The organism is Photobacterium kagoshimensis, assembly GCF_050337045.1.
Lineage (GTDB): Bacteria > Pseudomonadota > Gammaproteobacteria > Enterobacterales > Vibrionaceae > Photobacterium > Photobacterium kagoshimensis.
Genome location: NZ_JAKJSO010000015.1, coordinates 220,473 through 239,539 on the forward strand (window position 1 = coordinate 220,473; position 19,067 = coordinate 239,539).

Here is a 19,067-nt window from a genome sequence, read left to right on the forward strand (position 1 = left end):
CATTGCTTTTTCTCGTGAGAATTTGAACAATGGCGTCCCAGATGAAAACTGTTTCGGTTTGGTAACAAAAGTTTTTCCAAATATTCATCATGGGTAGAGTACAACTCTGTGTTATATTCCGTTTTACATCACGTTTTTCTCGTAAGTAGCATCTCATTTTTGTCTTACAACGTGATAGACCTCTTTATTCTTTATTCACGGAGGGACGCTGAATCATTATGACTCAACATCGCGCAGCTAAAATTACAATTGCTCATATCAATGACACGCATTCACATTTTGAGCCTTCCGCAATTCAATTTAACTTACCTATGCCGACAGAGCAGGGTGAGAGTCTTCCTGTGTACGCCAGTTGTGGCGGCTTTTCTCGTGTGTCTTCAGCTGTACAGGATGTAAAAAAACAAGCCTATTTGCATGGGCGTGAATTCATGTTTGTTCATGCAGGTGACTGTTTCCAAGGTACGCTGTATTTCTCTTTATACAAAGGGATTGCTAACGCTAAATTATTGAATGCTATCGGTGTAGAAGCCATGGCGTTAGGCAATCATGAGCTAGATATGGGGAATCAGACTGTGGCTGATTTTCTCGATTACACCAATTTTCCATTACTAGCCGCTAATTGGGATCTGACACAAGAAGATCAGAGTAAAGCCAACCCATTACAGCCAAAACCTAACGTATTAACCTATAAGCCTGCGACAGATAAATCACCAGCCTATGGGCGTTATCTGGTTAAATCTGTTGATGACGAGAAGATTGCTATCTTTGGTTTGGCTATTGAAAACATGGAAGGTATAGCAAACCCTGATCCTGATACGCATTTTCTTAATGTTTTAAAAGTGGCAAAAGAAACGGTGAGTGTTATTCGTGCCAATGGTATTAATAAAATTGTTGTTTTAAGCCATTTAGGCTATGCCCGCGATCTTTTACTAGCAGAAGAGTTAGATGGTGTCGGCGCTATTATTGGTGGTCATACGCATACCATGCAGGGCGATTTCTCCAACCTTGGTTACGGTGTAACTGATAGTTATGCCCGTATGATTAATGGTACCTGTGTTGTCCAAGCAGGTTGTAATGCGTTGTCACTAGGTCAACTTGAATTAGATTTTAACGCTGATGGTAGTGTTGATCGAGCTGGTGGCCTTCATCAATTGTTACTGGGTCGCCAATTTACTTTAGATGCATCGCGTACAGAACATTTAGAAGAAGGCCAGCATCAAGCTGTGAAAGCATACCTTCAGGCACAACCCAATGTCCGCTTTTGTGTTAAAGACCCTGAGATTGAAAACTTGCTGAACAGTGATTACCGTCCTGCGGTACGTCAGTTGCAGACCCAACATATCACCAAAGTGCCAGAGCCACTGCGTCATACTCGTATTCCAGATGCTAAAGGGCCTAGCCAAATTGCTCCTTTGGTTGTTGATGCGTTTCGTTGGCAGGGACAACAGCATGGCTACGAAGTAGATTGTGCTATTCATAATGCAGGCGGCGTGCGCGCTTCTTTAAATCCTGGGCCATTAACTTCTGCTGATATTGCAGGGCGTTTATTACCTTTTGCTATTGGCTTGATGGTTTATAAAGTTAAAGGTAAATACCTGCGTCAAGCACTTGAAGGTGCAATAAACAATGCCATTGATAATGGTGTTGAAGGCACGGGCAGTGGTAGTTTTCCTTATGTATCGAATTTACGTTTTACTTATCGCTGTTGTGCCGAAAAAGGTGCACGTGTTGAATCGTTAGAAACCTTCAAAGAGGGTGAATGGCGATTGATTGAAGATGATGTTGTATATACATCGGTATCTTCTGGTTATACCGCGACAGGTAAAGAAGGATATGATGCATTACTTAACTATGACATGGAGCCTGTTGCATTGAACGTGACGATGGCTGAAGCGTTTGAGGCTTATGCTTATACACTTTCTGAGCTTAAAGCGCCTGATTCGATTCGCGTTAACTACATTCCTTGCCAATGTGCGGATGTTGCTTAGCTTTAGTATTGTCTTTGTTGGTTAACTCTTTAAAAACATCAACCTTGGTTGGTGTTTTTTTTACGCTTTACCAAAGTTCGCTCTCACCTCTCGAAAGCTCAAAAAGCTGTGTCAAATATGCTCAAGAAATGTTCACTGTTGACGATAAAAACAGAGAGGCTTTAGGTGTGAGATAACAGTAGAGTTCGTATGGGAGTTCGTATGCATAAAGATTGGATGGACGTTGCTATGGTCATTGGCTGGGTGTCGGCGTGGGGTTTTCTGATTTATTTATTGCCTTCAGCTGGCTTATAGACTGAGTCACTTGAATAGATGCGCTTTTACGACAGTATCTTATATTTGCGTTAAGTGGATAAAATAAAGCTGCACTATACCTGCACAGCTTTATTTAGGTCGCCATTAGCTAAGAATGAGCCGTTACGCGATTTCAGCTAAAGCGTCCTGCGTATTTGCTTCTTTTGCCAAACGATAAGCGGCTAAATCTTCAATGGTTAGCACTGGCATATCATGCGCTTCACCAAACGCAATCACTTCTGGTAGGCGTGCCATAGTGCCATCTGGGTTCGTAAGCTCACACAATACACCGTATGGCTTCAAACCTGAAAGACGCATCAAGTCGATGGTTGCTTCCGTATGACCACGACGACCCAAAACACCTTCCGCATTCGCTTTTAGTGGAAATACGTGGCCTGGGCGGCACAGATCAGATGGCTTAGCATCATCTGCAATAGCAGCTTTGATGGTTGTTACACGATCTGCTGCAGAAACACCTGTGGTTACACCGTGTGTTGCTTCAATGGTCACAGTAAAGCCAGTTTCATTGGCACTGGTGTTGTTTTCTACCATCATAGGTAATTCGAGCTGTTCAACGCGCTCATCGGTTAAACATAAGCAAACAATCCCCGAACATTCACGGATCATTAATGCCATTTGCGCTGGTGTTAAGGTTTCTGCTGCAAAAATGATGTCGCCTTCGTTCTCACGATCTTCATCATCAACAACAAGTACACCGCGACCTTGGCGGATAGCTTCTAAGCCAGCTTCAACACGTTGGAAAGCTGTTCCAAAAGGGGAAAGTAGAGACTGATTCATGGTAAATAACTCCAAATATAATATTGATACCAGAATCAGGGCGTAGAAAGGCAGCGTTTCAGGAAAACTGAAATAACTTAGACCACAAAAGACTCGAAACCTATATAAATAAGCAATTAGTACATAAGTAACTAAATATAAGCTGCTAGGTACGAGCAAATCGTGTGTATGTAAAGCATAAGGCTGCAATAGTTGCAGGCCTTCACTGATCCTCTTTCATCCGGACTATGACCGTCGGCTCTGGGTTTACACCAGATCTGCTGACCTTGCATACAGCGAATAAAAAATATTCGTCATATTCAAGCGCTCGCGGGCTGATAAAGGTGAAAATATGAGTAACAACCTTTATTTACCGCCGGTGGGGAATTTCACCCCGCCCTGAGAATTCATCAGCATCATAGAAAAATCGTTTCAATCAGGCAAGCGATTAACTAAAGAGTCTGTAATTTGTTTGAAGTTACGACGTTATTGATTGATTTCTAATCTAGAAGCGCGTTTATGTAGTCGTGGCGAGATATACCTAACAAAAAGTGGTAAGCAAAAGGTTGGAAATTGAATCGCTCCCATGATAGCTAGATACTCAGGGCCTAAATAACTACTTGCGACGGTAAATGTGAGCAAGACATTTCGATTAGCAGCAGTTATTGCTGCAACTAATCCTTGGTCAACACCTTGGCGGTAGTAGCAGAGAAAACCGACAATAAAAAAGAGTGCGCATAGAGCGATACCAATAACAAGGTATTGCATACCAAGCCAGAACGATAGATCGAACATTTCTCTAAATTCACCAACCAGACCAAAAGGGAAACTAAAGACCAGTAGAATGGTAAATTGAGCAAGCTTGGTATGAATTCGATGCAGGGTTTCGGTAGGTACTAAGTGGTGGCAGCAAGCTGAAATTAACATCGGGCCAGCGATAAAAATGACTAATCGTATGAAGTAGCTTTTCATATCTAGGCTAAAAGCCGCGTCTTGAAAAACCATTAAATTAAAATACAGTACGGCAGGCATGAGTAAAGTTGTAGCAATTGTCATGGCCATCGCTTCAAGCGCATCTAGACCTATTGAGCGTGCAATTGCTGGTGTCGCAAATAGTGAGCCAGTGGCAGTAACTGCTGATATTGCAAGTAATAATGCGCTGTGAGCACCCAGTAAGGCCGCGACTGAACAGCTGATGATTGATAAACCAATGGCATGGAAGATAGCGTAGCCCCAGATTTGTCGTTCAGCGAGCTTTTTTAGCAGTACATATTGCTGTATGCCAAGCAAGGTAAAGAGCATTAGGAAAAATAAAATAAAAGGGAGATAGGGGAACAGAGCCTTTGATGCCTCTGGCACTAAAAAGCCCAAAACTGCCGCAAGCATTAAAAGTAATGATGAATGTTTTGAAATGAATGACAACATAAAAAGATACTCGCGAAATTGTTACTCCATTGTTACTACAACAAAGGGGTAAAAACAAACTTATTCTAAGTTATTCATCGGGTAGCTAAAAGATGTGGTTTTATTCATTCTTTTTGTGGTTATATGCCTCCCTTTAAAAGTAATGATTACAATTGTTTAACAGATTAGTTTTTCTTATTCCAATGTAAAAATATTGTCATTTTTGGAATGGAAAATAAGCAGCTATGATTACCGCAGTTCAAAATTAAACCATAAGTAGAGGCAATCATGGCACAGGCACTTAACTTTGATACCATTGCTCCATCAAGCACTGAAACTAAGAAAGCCTATGCGTTAGATATCAAAGGATTGATTGCACACGCAGTAGACGTTCTTTTTGGTGGTTCTAAATCACCTAAACAATACAATGTATCGGATCTTCCAGTACACCTGCAAAAAGACATCGGTATCTATCGTTAATAGATAACACGATCTTTCTGATTTCTAAACGCCAGCTCATTAGCTGGCGTTTTTCATTTCTATTAGCTGCATTTATCTACCTCCCGTTATTTTACATTGTTCTTAATTGCTCAAAATGAACACAAGGCAATGCTTATCAAGGTTTTTTCCCTATATTTTAACCTTGGTTTAATTTTTCTTCTCTACTCTGTGGCATTATCAATACACATGCTTATTGGGAGATGAATGACGTGGGTTTCCTGTCAAAATTATTTGGTTTAAACAAAGAAGCAAAAACGCCTGTGGCTGTAGAGCCGATTGAACACAACGGGTATTTAATCTATCCCGAGCCGATCGCTGAGGGTGGGCAGTTCCGTATCGCAGGCCGAATCTGTAAAACCATCGACGGAGAAATTAAGACGCATACCTTTATTCGCTCTGACTTATTAGGTTCAAAGCAAGATGCCGAAACCTTTATGCTCGATAAAGCGAGAATGTTCATCGATCAAAATGGCGACCGTATGTTTAAGTAAAAAGGGTGTGATGCTCTTTTTGCTTGAACTAAGTACAAGTTCTACAACTATGACGATTTTTACGTGTTGAGGATAATGGAGTGCTTTTACTCGCTGAGGGCATTGCAAGATCATCAATTGTAAGAAAGTGGTTTATTAGTTAACCACTGCTTTAAACAGGCGCTTTTAATCTGAAGTGATGTCTTTTTAGTCTAATAACTGAATTATGATGCACTTATTAGTCATTTATGTAATTAGTTATAGCTAAATGCCCGTTTTATAACGTGGTTTGACCTCTGTCCTGATGTTAAAAGTGTTATTTAATTTCAATAGTCAGCGGCATTTGATGTAAATTATCGGCTATTGTTGGGTTTTTTTGTGTTTTTCTTACAAAGTACTTGATATTACGTTGTTGGTTGGATACAAAATCATTACATTAATGCCAATGTTCAGGGAATAATAATGCAGATTGGTGTGCCAAAAGAAATACTCGCGCACGAAACGCGAGTGGCTGCTACGCCTAAAACGGTTGAGCAGTTATTAAAAATGGGGTTCAGCGTTGCCATTGAAAGTAATGCTGGTGTCTTGGCTAGTTTTGACGATGCGGCTTTTGAAGCTGCGGGCGCTACTATCGTTTCTACCGAAGATGTATGGCAATCAGATCTTATTCTGAAAGTGAATGCACCACAGGTTAACGATGAAACTGGCGTTGATGAGTTTGAATTGATTAAAGAAGGTGCAAGCCTTGTTAGCTTTATTTGGCCTGCTCAAAATAAAGAGCTGCTAGAAAAACTATCAACGAAAAACATCAATATTATGGCGATGGACTCTGTGCCGCGTATTTCACGTGCACAAGCGCTTGATGCGTTGAGTTCTATGGCTAATATCGCAGGTTACCGTGCGGTTGTTGAAGCGGCTCATGAATTTGGTCGCTTCTTCACTGGTCAAATCACTGCTGCTGGTAAAGTTCCACCTGCTAAAGTATTGGTTGCTGGTGCGGGTGTTGCTGGCCTTGCGGCTATTGGTGCTGCGGGTAGCCTAGGTGCAATTGTTCGTTCTTTTGATGTGCGTCCTGAAGTTAAGGAACAAGTCGAAAGTATGGGTGCTGAATTCCTTGAAGTTGATTTCAAAGAAGACACCAGCACTGGTGACGGTTACGCAAAAGAAATGTCAGATGAATTCAACAAAGCGGCTGAGCGTTTATACGCAGAGCAAGCAAAAGATGTTGATATCATCATTACAACTGCGCTGATCCCTGGTCGCCCTGCGCCTAAATTGATCACCAAAGAAATGGTTGATTCAATGAAAGCGGGCAGTGTGATTGTCGATCTGGCGGCTGCTAATGGCGGTAACTGTGCGTACACTGAAGCTGACAAAGTCGTGACTACACCGAACGGTGTTAAAGTAATTGGTTATACCGATATGGTAGGTCGTCTACCGACGCAATCATCTCAACTATACGGTACTAACCTTGTTAACCTACTGAAACTCCTTTGCAAAGAGAAAGACGGTAACATTAACATCGATTTCGACGATGAAGTGTTACGTGGCCTAACTGTGATCAAAGAAGGTGAGATCACCTGGCCTGCGCCACCGATCAAAGTGTCTGCTGCGCCTCAAAAACCAGCACCAGAAGTTAAACCTAGAGTTAAGATCGAAAAAGAACCAACTTCACCTGTGAAGAAATACGGTTTTATGGCTGCCGGTTTAGCGGCATTTGGTTGGATTGCTAATTACGCACCAGCGGAATTCCTTGCTCACTTTACGGTATTCGTTTTGGCGTGTGTTGTCGGTTACTACGTGGTATGGAATGTAACGCATGCGTTGCATACACCATTAATGTCAGTAACTAACGCTATTTCAGGCATCATCATCATTGGTGCGGTATTGCAGATAGGTCAGGGGATTGGGATTGTTACCTTCCTGGCGTTTATTGCTGTCTTAATTGCAAGTATCAATATATTTGGTGGCTTTATGGTGACCAAACGCATGCTTGAAATGTTCCGTAAAGATAAATAAGGAGTAACACATGTCTGCAGGAATCGTACAAGCGGCATACCTTGTTGCTGCGGTACTATTTATCATGTCTCTTGCTGGGCTTTCCAAGCAAGAAACAGCACGCGCAGGTAACTACTACGGCATCGCGGGTATGGGGATTGCGCTTCTCGCAACAATCTTCGGCCCTGATGCGCAAGGTACTGGCTGGATCATCCTTGCGATGGTTATCGGTGGCGGTATCGGTATGCACCTTGCTAAGAAAGTTGAAATGACAGAAATGCCTGAACTAGTGGCAATTCTTCACAGCTTTGTTGGTTTAGCAGCAGTGCTAGTAGGTTTCAATACTTACATTGATCATGGTGAGCTAACAGGTGCACTACTGAATATTCACCTTGTGGAAGTTTTCCTTGGTGTGTTCATCGGTGCTGTAACCTTCACAGGTTCTATTGTTGCATTTGGTAAGCTACGCGGCATTATTGATTCTAAGTCTTTAATGCTACCTCACCGTCATAAGCTAAACCTTGCGGCCTTGGTTGTTTCTTTCCTTCTTATGCTTTACTTCGTAAACGTAGAAGGTTCGACTTTTGCGCTGGTTGTTGTAACGCTTATCGCATTTGCATTCGGTTACCACTTGGTTGCTTCAATCGGTGGTGCGGATATGCCAGTGGTTGTTTCTATGCTTAACTCATACTCAGGTTGGGCAGCAGCAGCAGCGGGCTTCATGCTAGCGAATGACTTGTTGATCGTAACAGGTGCATTGGTTGGTTCTTCTGGTGCAATTCTGTCTTACATCATGTGTAAAGCAATGAACCGTTCATTCATCAGTGTAATTGCTGGTGGCTTCGGTACTGATGTTCAAGTGTCTTCATCAGATGAAGAGCAAGGCGAACACCGTGAAGCATCAGCAGAAGAAGTTGCTGAAATGCTGAAAGATGCGAAATCAGTAGTTATTACTCCTGGATACGGTATGGCAGTCGCACAAGCGCAATACCCTGTGCATGAAATTACTGACAAACTGCGCTCTCAAGGTGTGAATGTTCGCTTTGGTATTCACCCTGTTGCGGGTCGTCTACCTGGCCACATGAACGTACTGTTAGCGGAAGCAAAAGTACCATACGACATCGTATTAGAGATGGATGAGATTAATGATGATCTGTCTGAAACCGATGTAGTTTTGGTTATTGGCGCGAACGACACAGTTAACCCTGCTGCAATGGAAGATCCAAACAGCCCAATCGCAGGTATGCCTGTACTGGAAGTTTGGAATGCGAAACACGTAATCGTGTTTAAGCGTTCGATGAATACAGGTTATGCGGGTGTTCAAAACCCATTGTTCTTTAAAGAGAACACGCAAATGCTATTTGGTGATGCGAAAGCAAGTGTTGATGAGATTTCAAAACATTTGTAATTGTTGATTCTAGATAAGTCGCGTATTTGAATATACGTTTTAAACGGCCATGACATGAAGATGTTGTGGCCGTTTTTTTAGATTTATAACAAGCCCGCCAGCTTAGCTTTCATATAAGTCGCAATCGTTTTGGCATCTTGAATGGTATTGTTGGCGATTAGTGATTCAAACTTTTCAATACTCATGGTAATGACTTCGATGATCTCATCATCGTCAAGTTCGCCCGTCGCTTTTTGTAATTCTTTAGCCAGAAAAATGTGCTGAACTTCATCACAGAATCCAGGAACAGGTAATAGTTGACCTAAACTAATCCAATTTTTTGCAGCTAACTGTGCTTCTTCTGCTAATTCGCGTTTAGCACAGGCTTCTATTTTCTCGCTATCTTCAAGCGTGCCTGCAGGAAACTCTATAATCCATTGCTTTATCGCAGGGCGGTATTGATTGACGAGTACTAAGTCACCACTTTCTGTCACGGGAATAATGATAACAGCACCTGGGTGTTTAACTGTCGTAAATTGAATTGTCTTACCATCGGGTAATATTTGACTTTCTTCTTCAACAGAAAAACACTTCCATTGGCAAAGTGTTGTTGTTTTCATCGTGCACCCCTTCATGAAAATGTAGCGAATTATATCAAGGCTATGTATGAATTAACCAGTAAGAATGATGGGCAGAAAGGGAAGGATTGACGCTTCATTATTATCCGCGTCAACCTTTTCATCAGTAGCAATGTATTGGTTGGAAGTTAAGAGATAAAGCCAATGAAATAAGGGATGATTAAGGCATTAGCCAGATCGATGAAGAACGCACAAACTAAAGGTACGATAATAAAAGCTTGGTGCGAGTTACCGTATTTTTGAGCGACCGCCGACATATTTGCCATTGCGGTTGGGGTCGATCCCAGTGATATACCACCAAAACCAGCGCAAACAACAGCGGCATCATAGGTTTTCCCCATTAATGGGAAGATAACAAAAATAGCGATACAAACGGCGACAATGAACTGTACGCCAAGAATAACAAATATCGGTCCCGCTAAATCAATGAGCGCCCATAGCTGCATGCTCATCAAAGACATGGCGAGGAATGCCCCTAGGGCGATATCTGCGATGAGTGCTACCGCAGGTTGGCGTGATGGCCAGCGCGTACCTGTTAGGCGAGGATAGGATGCGGGCACTAGATTTGAAATGAGAATACCGGCAAATAAGCAGGTAACAAATAACGGTAGCTCTAAGCCTGCTGATGCAACTGCTTTGTTTAGGATTGCGCCTAAGATAATACAAATGTGGATAGCTAACACAGCATCAAGAAAATCATAGGCGTTGATCCGAGGTTGCGGCTCGGACTGCTTCATACCTATATCCATTTCTTCGTCTTTAGCTGGGGTGAGGTTATGCTTATTAATCAAAAATTTTGCAATTGGCCCCCCCATAATACTGGCTAGGATCAAGCCGAATGTTGCGCTGGCAATACCAATTTCCATTGCGGTATCTAAATCAAACGCTTCGCCAATTTTAGGCGCCCAAGCGATAGCTGTGCCGTGTCCACCAATCAAAGATACCGTCCCACTCAGCAACCCAAATGCTGCAGGTTGGCCGAGTAAAGTCGCGATACCAATACCCGTGATGTTTTGAATTAACATGTAGCCGATAGTAATGGAGAGCAGAATGATGAGCGGCTTACCGCCTTTGAATAAATCAGCAAGGCTGGCATTAATACCGATAGTGGTGAAGAAATACACCAATAATAAGTCACGTGCTGCCAGTTCAAACTGTACATCGATATTGGTAGCGTAGTGTAAGATAGCAAAAGCAATTGAAATCAAAATGCCACCAGATACAGGTTCGGGAATACTGAACTCGCGTAGCCAGTAACTGGCCTGGGTTAATCGTCGTCCAATGAACAACACAATAATACCCAATGTGACAGCCAAAAATGATTCGATGTGGAGTACACCGTCGATATAGTTCATTTCACCTCCTGAAAGCTGATATCCAGTTTGCAAACAATATGTTAGTTGTTGCCTATCAAATTATCGTAGCGGGGTTATGTAACGACATCCAGTTCAGTGAAGTAATGTTTGTACAATAATTAAAAACTGACGGTAATGTCGCATTTAGGAGGGTGTTTTGTGGAAATTATCCTGAAGATAAATCTTATGCCAATCTAACTAAGTGACTGTTCGTTCTTGTTGGTTAAAATCCCCCGAACGCTTACTTACCAGATTGGTATTAGGCTATTGCTGTTTGCAGGTGGCGCTAGTCATTGTGATGCCATAAAGCGAGGTACGCATCATATCAATGCGTACCTCGGTAACTTTACTCGCTCACTGCAATTTGGTTTTTGCCCCAGCTTTTGGCGCGAAGTAGGGCGCTGTCTGCTTTTATATAGTCATAGCAGAACTCTTGGTATTCGACCTGTGTTAAGCCTATGCTGATGGTGACCTGTAACTTTTCACCTGAATCGAGTTCTAAAGACCAACTAGATAGTACCTCGTTTAACCGAGAGGCCAGCTCTTCTGCTTGCTTAATATCAGTTTCAGGGAGTAATAAGCAAAACTCTTCCCCTCCAATACGTGCGATATGATCACTTTGGCGGCAATGTTCTTGCAAGCATTTAGCTATCATCATCAAGACTTTATCACCTGCTTTTAAACCAAAGCGGTCATTAATTTCTTTTAGGTTGTCGATGTCGATCAGGGCCAGTGAAAAGTCACGTAAATAACGCTTACTTCGTGCCGCTTCACTCTGATAAATAGGTATTAGACCTTGGCGATTATGTAAACCTGTTAAGAAGTCAGTTGACGCGGTTTTTTTCACCAGTTCAATCGCTTCATTTCGGTGACGCGCCAGTAAGTATGAAAGGATCAGAACGATAGAGTAAGCACTTATATTCTGAAGTGCTTCAGGTATTTGAATATGTTTCTCGGCCATCGACTCGACACTTAGCACCATATAAAGAATGCCAAACAGAGAGCTATACCACCAAGCTGTTTTGGTGCTTAAGGAAAAAAAGCAAAGTAGCGGAATAGTCAGCCCGATAGTATGACAAATGTCATTTTTACCTTGGATTATAAAGCCAAGTGCACATGCTGTCGTGGTGAAAAATATAAGCACCCATACCAGTAAATAAGGGTTAATATTTTTTCGATTAACGCACATTAATACGTAGCAGAGTAACGCACCTGTTAGTGCTGATAAGGTGAAAGCACTATTCACATCAGACACAAAGTAGCTAAAAGCAATAATGGTGCAGATGATCCCTGAAGCGGGGAAAAGAACGGTGAGTTGCTTCTGTAGGGTCTGCTTACTTAATTCTATGTACGCAAAATTGGGGGATTTAAGCTGATTGCTCTTGATAGAAACTGACATATATCTCTAACTTCCATGTAACTACGTGAATGAAAATCTTCTCATCATGTGAAGAACGTCACTAGAATAAGCAGCAAATTGTGCGATGTCCAATAGTTATATGAAATAAGTGGACTAAATTGATTTGGCATAAGAATGGATTTTATCCACTATTGAGTCAATGCTAATTTATCAATTACGGCTTGTATGGTTACTACGTAAACCATTAATACTTTAGGGGTATTGGTTGGGGCAGGCTGCTCTACGAAATGACTCGTATTTTGACGTTACAATGCCACAGTATGAAACTTGCGACTCATGGTTATATTATCAGCTTAAAGTCACTTACATTTTTATAAGTATTCAGAAATAGCGTACAATAGTGACAGTATTTTTTTGTTTGAATCTAAAGAACAAACAGCGTAATCAAGGAGAACGCCATGCGCGTATTAGTTACTGGTGGTATGGGTTACATAGGTAGCCATACTTGCGTACAGATGATTGAAGCAGGGATGACCCCAATCATCTTAGATAACTTATACAACAGCAAATCATCAGTACTTGATCGTATTGAAGCATTGACTGATGTTCGCCCTGCTTTTTATCAAGGCGATATTCGAGATCGTGCTTTTCTTGATGCTGTTTTTAAAGAAAATGATGTTGAAGCCGTTATTCACTTCGCTGGCTTAAAAGCTGTTGGTGAGTCGGTTGAGAAACCACTTGAATACTACGATAACAATGTTCATGGCACGTTAGTGCTGGTTGAAGCGATGCGTGCTGCTGGTGTAAATAGCTTGATTTTCTCATCGTCAGCAACGGTATATGGCGATCCTGCGTCTGTGCCTATCACTGAAGATTTCCCTACTAGCGCGACGAACCCTTATGGCCGTAGTAAGTTAATGGTAGAAGAGTGTTTGACTGATATTCAGCATGCTTACCCTGAAATGAGCATTACCTTGCTACGTTACTTTAACCCAGTAGGTTCTCATAAGTCGGGCACCATGGGCGAAGATCCACAAGGTATTCCAAATAACTTGATGCCGTTTATTTCTCAAGTGGCGGTTGGTCGTCGTGAGTCTTTAGCGGTATTTGGTAATGATTACCCAACAGTTGATGGCACGGGTGTACGTGATTATATTCACGTTGTCGATTTAGCTGACGGTCACCTTGCAGCGTTAAACTACAAAGGTAAAGATGCGGGTTTGCATATCTACAACCTAGGCACGGGTAATGGTAGTAGCGTATTAGAAATGGTCGATGCTTTTGCCAATGCATCGGGTGTTGAAGTGAAATACCATATTGCTGACCGTCGTCCTGGTGATATTGCTGAGTGTTGGGCCGATCCTGCAAAAGCGAAAGCTGAATTGCACTGGGAAGCAAAACACACAGTAGAAGATATGACAGCCGATACATGGCGCTGGCAGTCAACCAATCCGAATGGTTACCCTGACGCATAAATAGGTAATCGCCATTGAGTTGGTGAAGATATTGATGAATAAAAAAAGCAGCCTCGGCTGCTTTTTTTGATCCTAACGGCGCAAGATACTTCTATTATTTGGCATCTTTTGCGTTAGCTTCAAGAAACGCCATGACTTCTTCGCGTTCTATCGGGTTTAAACCTGCCCGAGGGAACATACTTTTGGTAATGCCGTGCCATTGTGTTTTTGTATATTGTTTTGGGTCTTTGGCCGAGTGACACATAGTACAGCGCTGATAGAACAATTCTTCACCAATACTTTGCTTAGTATCCGCTCCTGTTGTGTGTTGATTTGCTAAGGTCGTCGCGACTGTATCAATACGGACGTCGGTATCAAGCGTCACAATTTTTGGTGGTTCAAATGCTAAGTTTGATGATTCAGGGTCACGGCAGCGTTGAATATAGGCTAAGCAAGTATTGGCACTGGTGGCCTGGCTCAAATCACTCGATGCCTGACTTGAGGTTAATACATTGATTGAACCACCGTTACAACGTCCCTGGCTATCGAACTGTAGCCATGCCCCTTCTTCTAAACTGATCACACCAGGCATGACTTTATCTGACACTTTGGCGCCTGCAATCACTCGTCCGCGTTTATTAAAGATCTCAACTAACTGGCCTGATCGAATACCGTGTCTTTGAGCATCCATATCGTTAATGAGAACATATTGACGACCTTGTACATTTTCATACTTACGAACATCCGAGTTCGCTAATTGTGAGTGTACGCGCATATAAGGGTGCGGGCTAACGACATGTACTTGATTTGGTTTTGCATTACCTAAATACTCGAACGGTTCTAAAAACGTTGGCATTGGAGGGCAATCTTCGACTTCAAAGTTAGCAATGTCTTGGCAATAAAGCTCGATTTTTCCTGAGGTGGTATGAAGCGGGAAGCCATCAGGATCTTGATAAAAATCGCCATGTCTTACCCAGTGATTTGCTTGTGGTGGGACAGGTAACATGGCTACGCCAGTCTGCCAGAACTCATCAAAGGGAAGTGTAGCGGACGAGGCTTTGTATGCACGCTTTAAAATGGCATCGAATGATAATCCGTCGGTAAATTTCTCTGCAACATTAAATATTTCAGCGAGTTTGCGGAATATTTCAAAGTCATCAAGGCTTTCCCCGTAAGGCTGAATTACTTGGCGCATAGCATAAATTTTATCGTTGCTGTAAGTGCCACCAGAGGAAAGATCATCTCGCTCTAAGGTGCTGGTTGCTGGCAGTACGATATCGGCATAACGCGATGAGGCACACCACCATGGGTCTTGGCAGACGAAAATTTCAACTTTATGGTTAAGCGCTGCGATTAACTCGTTAGTATCTTGTTGGTGCGATAATAAATTATTACCTGCGTTGTACACCATTTTGATGTCAGGGTAGCTATATTCAATACCGTCTCGGGTAAATTTTTTACCAGGGTTCATGAGCATTTCGGAAATGCGAGAAGCAGGGCAGGTGGCACTAACAGGGTTTTTTCCTTGCGATAACCCCATCGGAAGCGCTTTGCCTGATTGTGGCATACCGCCATTACCGTAGTGCCAACTAAAACCGACCCCTTCACCCGGTTTGCCAATTTTACCTAACATGGCTGCAAAGTTAATGATTGCCCAGTGGGTCATCTCACCGTGATTTGCTCGTTGTAATGACCAGCCCGCAGCAAACTGAGTCTTACTTGTCGCAAATCTTTCAGCCATTGCTTTTATGTTTTCTGCAGATACACCCGTGATATTCGCCGCCCACTCTGGTGACTTAATAACCCCATCATCTTTTCCCATGAGGTGATCGATGTATTTGTCAGCGCCCACTGTGTAGCGTTCGAGGTAAGCAGTATCGTGCAGGCCACTAACGTAAATGTGTTGTGCCATGGCTAAAAATAGCGCGGTATCTGTGTTTGGAACTATCTTTACCCACTCGGCATTGAGTTCGTCATCTGTGCGCGTGCGCTGTGGGTTAATAGAAATAAACTTTATGCCTTTGTCTGCAAACTGCTTCCAATGTGTATACATTTGGTGATCGGCAACGCGGAATTCAATACGGTTATTTTTCCAAGGGTCACAACCAATCAGGACAAATGTTTCGGTATGCTCCTCAATAACTGGCCATGCCGTTTGTGGCGAATAGACTTCCATATCACCAATGACGTGGGGCAGGATCACTTGTGACGCACCGCCAGAGTAATCGCCTGTTGTTGTACTTTGGCCACCGATCAAATTGAAGAAACGGCCTTGTAAAACTTGAGGTCGCATTAATCCTGCGTGTGACCAACCACCATAAGAGCTACTGAAAATCGCTTCATTGCCATGATTTGTGGCTGTAGTTTGAATGGCATCTGCAACAAGAGAAAGTGCGGTTTCCCAGCTAACGCGAACAAAAGGTTCTTTACCGCGCAAGTGTGGCTTATTGTCACCTTTAGGATCTGCGAGATAAGAGGCTCTTACCATAGGGTATTTAACGCGTGTCTTATCGTAAACGCGGCCTATCAAACCTTCAGTCAACATTTCAGTCGGCATTGCATCTATTTCTTTTCGTGGCTGAATGCCGACAAGCACTCCCGCTTTGACGATTGCGTTAAAAGGTCCCCAGTGGCTGGCATGTGGGATGACTTCGATATCTTCATCATCAAAGAATTTTGAGGCAGGGTAAACCATTAAGCCACCCCCTGCGGCAACGGCCGTAGCAATGGAGGTTTTTAAAAAGTTACGTCGAGAAATAGCCATCTTACATTCCGTATTATCAGGTGTTTATCAGTGCTTAATGAGTTGATAAACAAAGCAATGCCACATCATAAACCCTTAAAGGGGTATTTTAAATGTCTGTTTTTGTTGTGTGAGTTAGAAAATGGAAATGGTTACGGATTTTGTGTGTTTTAGTAGCTAATGGTGGCTTTTTTGACGGCGTTGGCAGCATGTTTGAATGATGAGTAAAATCTAAAAGAATGATTTCATTTTTGGTCGGCATCGTTGATGGCTGATAACTTATCAGAATGTATATTAAGTTTTATTTATCGAGATACACGTAAATAATCTGACGGAATAAGATCCGTTTCTATTTAATTTGAATTAAACATTTATTAGCATAATAAGATTTGTTACTTCTAAAGAATAGGGCATAAAAAAGTGCAACTTCAAGAGAAGTTGCACTTGGATAGGAATTGGTAGTTCTGTTTAATTAAAGGTGATTTAATCAACCTTAGTAGTAAACAATACCTTCACCTTGAGTAATTAACGTACCAGCTTCGTTACGTGTAATACGATCTAAATCGAATAGAGAACCGATAGCGGCATTACCACGACCTGAGTTTACAAATTGACATACCGCATCAATCTTAGGACCCATAGAACCCGCTGGGAAGTTAAACTCAGCTAGGCCAGCTGGCGTTGCTTGTTTCATTTCAGCTTGGTCTTCTTTACCGAAGTTACGGTAAACTGAGCCGTCAGTTAGAATGATAAATAGGTCAGCATTGATTTTTTCTGCTAGTAATTCAGCCGTTAAATCTTTATCGATAACACACTCTACGCCTGTACCAACACGGTTGTCATCGAAGCAAACTGGAACACCGCCGCCGCCACAAGCAATAACTAGGTTGCTTGCTTTAAGCAGTGTTTCAACTTGTTGAAGTTCAACGATATCTTTAGGTTTTGGTGATGGAACAACGCGGCGGAAGTAGTCACCATCTGCTTTAAACATCATGTCAGATGAAGCCATGATTTCTTTTGCGCGTTCTTCTGTGTAAACAGGGCCAACAAATTTAGTTGGATTAGCAAAAGCAGGATCTTCTTTGCTTACCTCTGTTTGCGTGACAAGTGTAGCAATAGCAAGGTCACGGTCAACGTTACGAAGCTCTTGTTGAAGCATGTAGCCAACCATGCCACAAGTTTGTGAACCTAATACATCCATTGGGTATGGTGTAGTTTCAGGTGAATACTCTTGGTACGCTGAGTTTTGTTCCATTAATAGGCCAACTTGTGGGCCGTTACCGTGAACAACAACAATTTCATGCTCTTTAGCAATTGCAGCAATGCTTGCGGCTGCTTTTTTAATATTCTCACGTTGGTTTTCAGCGGTGAGTGCTTGGCCACGAGCTAATAAGGCATTACCGCCTAAAGCTAATACTATACGCATATGATCATATCTCTCTGATTATTTAATTATTATATATTTTTGATTAAATTAACTCTGGAGGTAACCAGGTTATTTATATCGGGTCGTAGAATAATCATTAAGTGGCTGAAATGTTTACCGCCTTAATGTGGGGGTAGAATAAGAAAAAAAAGCACGGTGAAATGTGATAAAACTCTAACTATCATAGTACTAGCAAATGCCATTGAATAATCAAGAATGATAAGCAACGAGTAATTATCCACGTAATTGAGTAAATGTAATTAACAGTAAGCTCATTATATACTTTTGATTCGTCAGGAATGCATAAACTGCCATTTGAAAATTGAGCGAGTTTGTATGTTTTGTTTGGAAAGTGTCGGGTGGGTCACAATATTCACAGGCTGTGAATGGAAATTAAGCACTTAGCGCGTATCTGCTATGTTTATAAGTAGTAGGAATACGCAGCTTAACGCTTTGTAACGCACTCAGGCTTTACAGTGTGTTCAAATCGCGGAACAATAGGCGTGCATTGATATTAAATAACGTTTGTAAGGCACTATGACTGAGAAAAAATCAAATCCATTGCTAGAGATTGTGTTTAATGTTGTGATTCCATCAGGGATCCTCATGAAGCTCAGTGGTGACGAGTACCTTGGCTCTGTTGGGGCGCTAGTGATTGCTCTGGCTTTTCCGATAGCATTCGGCGGCTATGAGCTTGTACGTTTCCGTAAGTTCAATTTCATCTCCTTATTAGGCTTTGTGAGCGTATTATTAACGGGTGGCATTGGTTTACTCGAGCTAGACACGAAATGGCTGGCAGTAAAAGAGGCACTTATTCCAGGTTTGATTGGTGTAGGTGTATTTATCTCAACATTTACTAAGTTCCCTGTTGTGAAGAAGATGATTTTCAACGACACGGTACTGAACTTAACTGAAATCAACCAGCGCTTGATGCAAAATGGGCAGCAAGCTGATTTCGAACGTTGCTTAACAAATTCTAACTACTTGTTTGCTAGCACATTTGTATTTTCATCTATCATGAATTACGTATTAGCTACTTGGATAGTAACAAGTCCGGCGGGGACTACAGCTTTTAATGAAGAGCTTGGCCGCATGACACTGTTAAGCTACCCAATGATTGCCATACCATCGATGATCATGATGATGGGGATCTTCTATTTTGTGTGGCGCCAAATTCGCAGTATGACGCAAATGGAAGCTGCGCAGATATTTAAAGCGCAGTAATTGTTGTTGCTAAGCAAAAAGCGCCGAAGGGCGCTTTTTTTGTATTTT

14 protein-coding genes and 1 riboswitch are annotated in these 19,067 nt (G+C 42.1%); of the genes, 7 read left to right on the forward strand and 7 right to left on the reverse strand.

What is annotated here, in order from left to right:
• Window positions 1-218 precede the first annotated feature (218 nt).
• On the forward strand, window positions 219-1,988 hold the full coding sequence (locus L4C35_RS14400; RefSeq protein ID WP_428463532.1) for a bifunctional metallophosphatase/5'-nucleotidase: 1,770 nt from the start codon (window positions 219-221) through the stop codon (window positions 1,986-1,988).
• 417 nt (window positions 1,989-2,405) lie between these two features.
• On the opposite strand, the gene ribB is transcribed toward L4C35_RS14400, so the two are convergent.
• A complete protein-coding gene (gene ribB, locus L4C35_RS14405; RefSeq protein WP_428463533.1) occupies window positions 2,406-3,080 on the reverse strand; it encodes a 3,4-dihydroxy-2-butanone-4-phosphate synthase in 675 nt (224 codons plus the stop codon).
• A gap of 204 nt (window positions 3,081-3,284) precedes the next feature.
• Window positions 3,285-3,470: riboswitch (FMN riboswitch) on the reverse strand.
• A gap of 75 nt (window positions 3,471-3,545) precedes the next feature.
• Window positions 3,546-4,484: a hypothetical protein gene (locus L4C35_RS14410; protein WP_428463534.1), complete on the reverse strand. Its 939-nt coding sequence runs from the start codon at window positions 4,482-4,484 to the stop codon at window positions 3,546-3,548.
• A 267-nt stretch (window positions 4,485-4,751) separates the two neighbouring features.
• Here L4C35_RS14410 and L4C35_RS14415 point away from each other — a divergent pair, with 267 nt between their 5' ends.
• The 4 genes from L4C35_RS14415 (at window position 4,752) to pntB (ending at window position 8,840) form a co-directional block, all read left to right on the forward strand.
• Window positions 4,752-4,943, forward strand: coding sequence for a hypothetical protein (locus L4C35_RS14415; protein WP_428463535.1), 192 nt, complete (start codon window positions 4,752-4,754; stop codon window positions 4,941-4,943).
• 230 nt (window positions 4,944-5,173) lie between these two features.
• Window positions 5,174-5,455: an HlyU family transcriptional regulator gene (locus tag L4C35_RS14420; RefSeq protein ID WP_428463536.1), complete on the forward strand. Its 282-nt coding sequence runs from the start codon at window positions 5,174-5,176 to the stop codon at window positions 5,453-5,455.
• 441 nt (window positions 5,456-5,896) lie between these two features.
• Window positions 5,897-7,453, forward strand: coding sequence for a Re/Si-specific NAD(P)(+) transhydrogenase subunit alpha (pntA, locus tag L4C35_RS14425; protein WP_428463537.1), 1,557 nt, complete (start codon window positions 5,897-5,899; stop codon window positions 7,451-7,453).
• A gap of 10 nt (window positions 7,454-7,463) precedes the next feature.
• Window positions 7,464-8,840, forward strand: coding sequence for a Re/Si-specific NAD(P)(+) transhydrogenase subunit beta (gene pntB / locus L4C35_RS14430; RefSeq protein WP_428463538.1), 1,377 nt, complete (start codon window positions 7,464-7,466; stop codon window positions 8,838-8,840).
• An 83-nt stretch (window positions 8,841-8,923) separates the two neighbouring features.
• Here pntB and L4C35_RS14435 read toward each other — a convergent pair whose 3' ends face one another.
• From L4C35_RS14435 to L4C35_RS14445, 3 genes are all read right to left on the reverse strand, one after another.
• On the reverse strand, window positions 8,924-9,439 hold the full coding sequence (locus L4C35_RS14435; protein WP_428463539.1) for an NUDIX hydrolase: 516 nt from the start codon (window positions 9,437-9,439) through the stop codon (window positions 8,924-8,926).
• Window positions 9,440-9,585: 146 nt separating this feature from the next.
• Window positions 9,586-10,812, reverse strand: coding sequence for a sodium/glutamate symporter (gene gltS, locus L4C35_RS14440; RefSeq protein WP_428463540.1), 1,227 nt, complete (start codon window positions 10,810-10,812; stop codon window positions 9,586-9,588).
• Between the two features lie 346 nt (window positions 10,813-11,158).
• Entirely contained in the window at window positions 11,159-12,211 is a 1,053-nt protein-coding gene (locus tag L4C35_RS14445) for a GGDEF domain-containing protein (RefSeq protein WP_428463541.1), read from the reverse strand.
• Between the two features lie 419 nt (window positions 12,212-12,630).
• On the opposite strand from L4C35_RS14445, the gene galE reads away from it, so the two are divergent.
• Window positions 12,631-13,647 (forward strand): UDP-glucose 4-epimerase GalE, encoded by a 1,017-nt coding sequence (galE, locus tag L4C35_RS14450; RefSeq protein ID WP_428463542.1) that lies wholly within the window; start codon window positions 12,631-12,633, stop codon window positions 13,645-13,647.
• Between the two features lie 94 nt (window positions 13,648-13,741).
• On the opposite strand, the gene L4C35_RS14455 is transcribed toward galE, so the two are convergent.
• Together L4C35_RS14455 and arcC are read right to left on the reverse strand one after the other, a co-directional pair.
• The gene (locus L4C35_RS14455; protein ID WP_428463543.1) at window positions 13,742-16,390 is read right to left on the reverse strand and encodes a molybdopterin-dependent oxidoreductase; all 2,649 of its coding nucleotides are present in this window, start codon (window positions 16,388-16,390) and stop codon (window positions 13,742-13,744) included.
• A gap of 472 nt (window positions 16,391-16,862) precedes the next feature.
• The gene (gene arcC, locus L4C35_RS14460; RefSeq protein ID WP_428463544.1) at window positions 16,863-17,795 is read right to left on the reverse strand and encodes a carbamate kinase; all 933 of its coding nucleotides are present in this window, start codon (window positions 17,793-17,795) and stop codon (window positions 16,863-16,865) included.
• 537 nt (window positions 17,796-18,332) lie between these two features.
• Between arcC and L4C35_RS14465 the strand changes: the two genes are divergently transcribed.
• Window positions 18,333-19,019: a VC0807 family protein gene (locus L4C35_RS14465; protein ID WP_428463545.1), complete on the forward strand. Its 687-nt coding sequence runs from the start codon at window positions 18,333-18,335 to the stop codon at window positions 19,017-19,019.
• Window positions 19,020-19,067 lie beyond the last annotated feature (48 nt).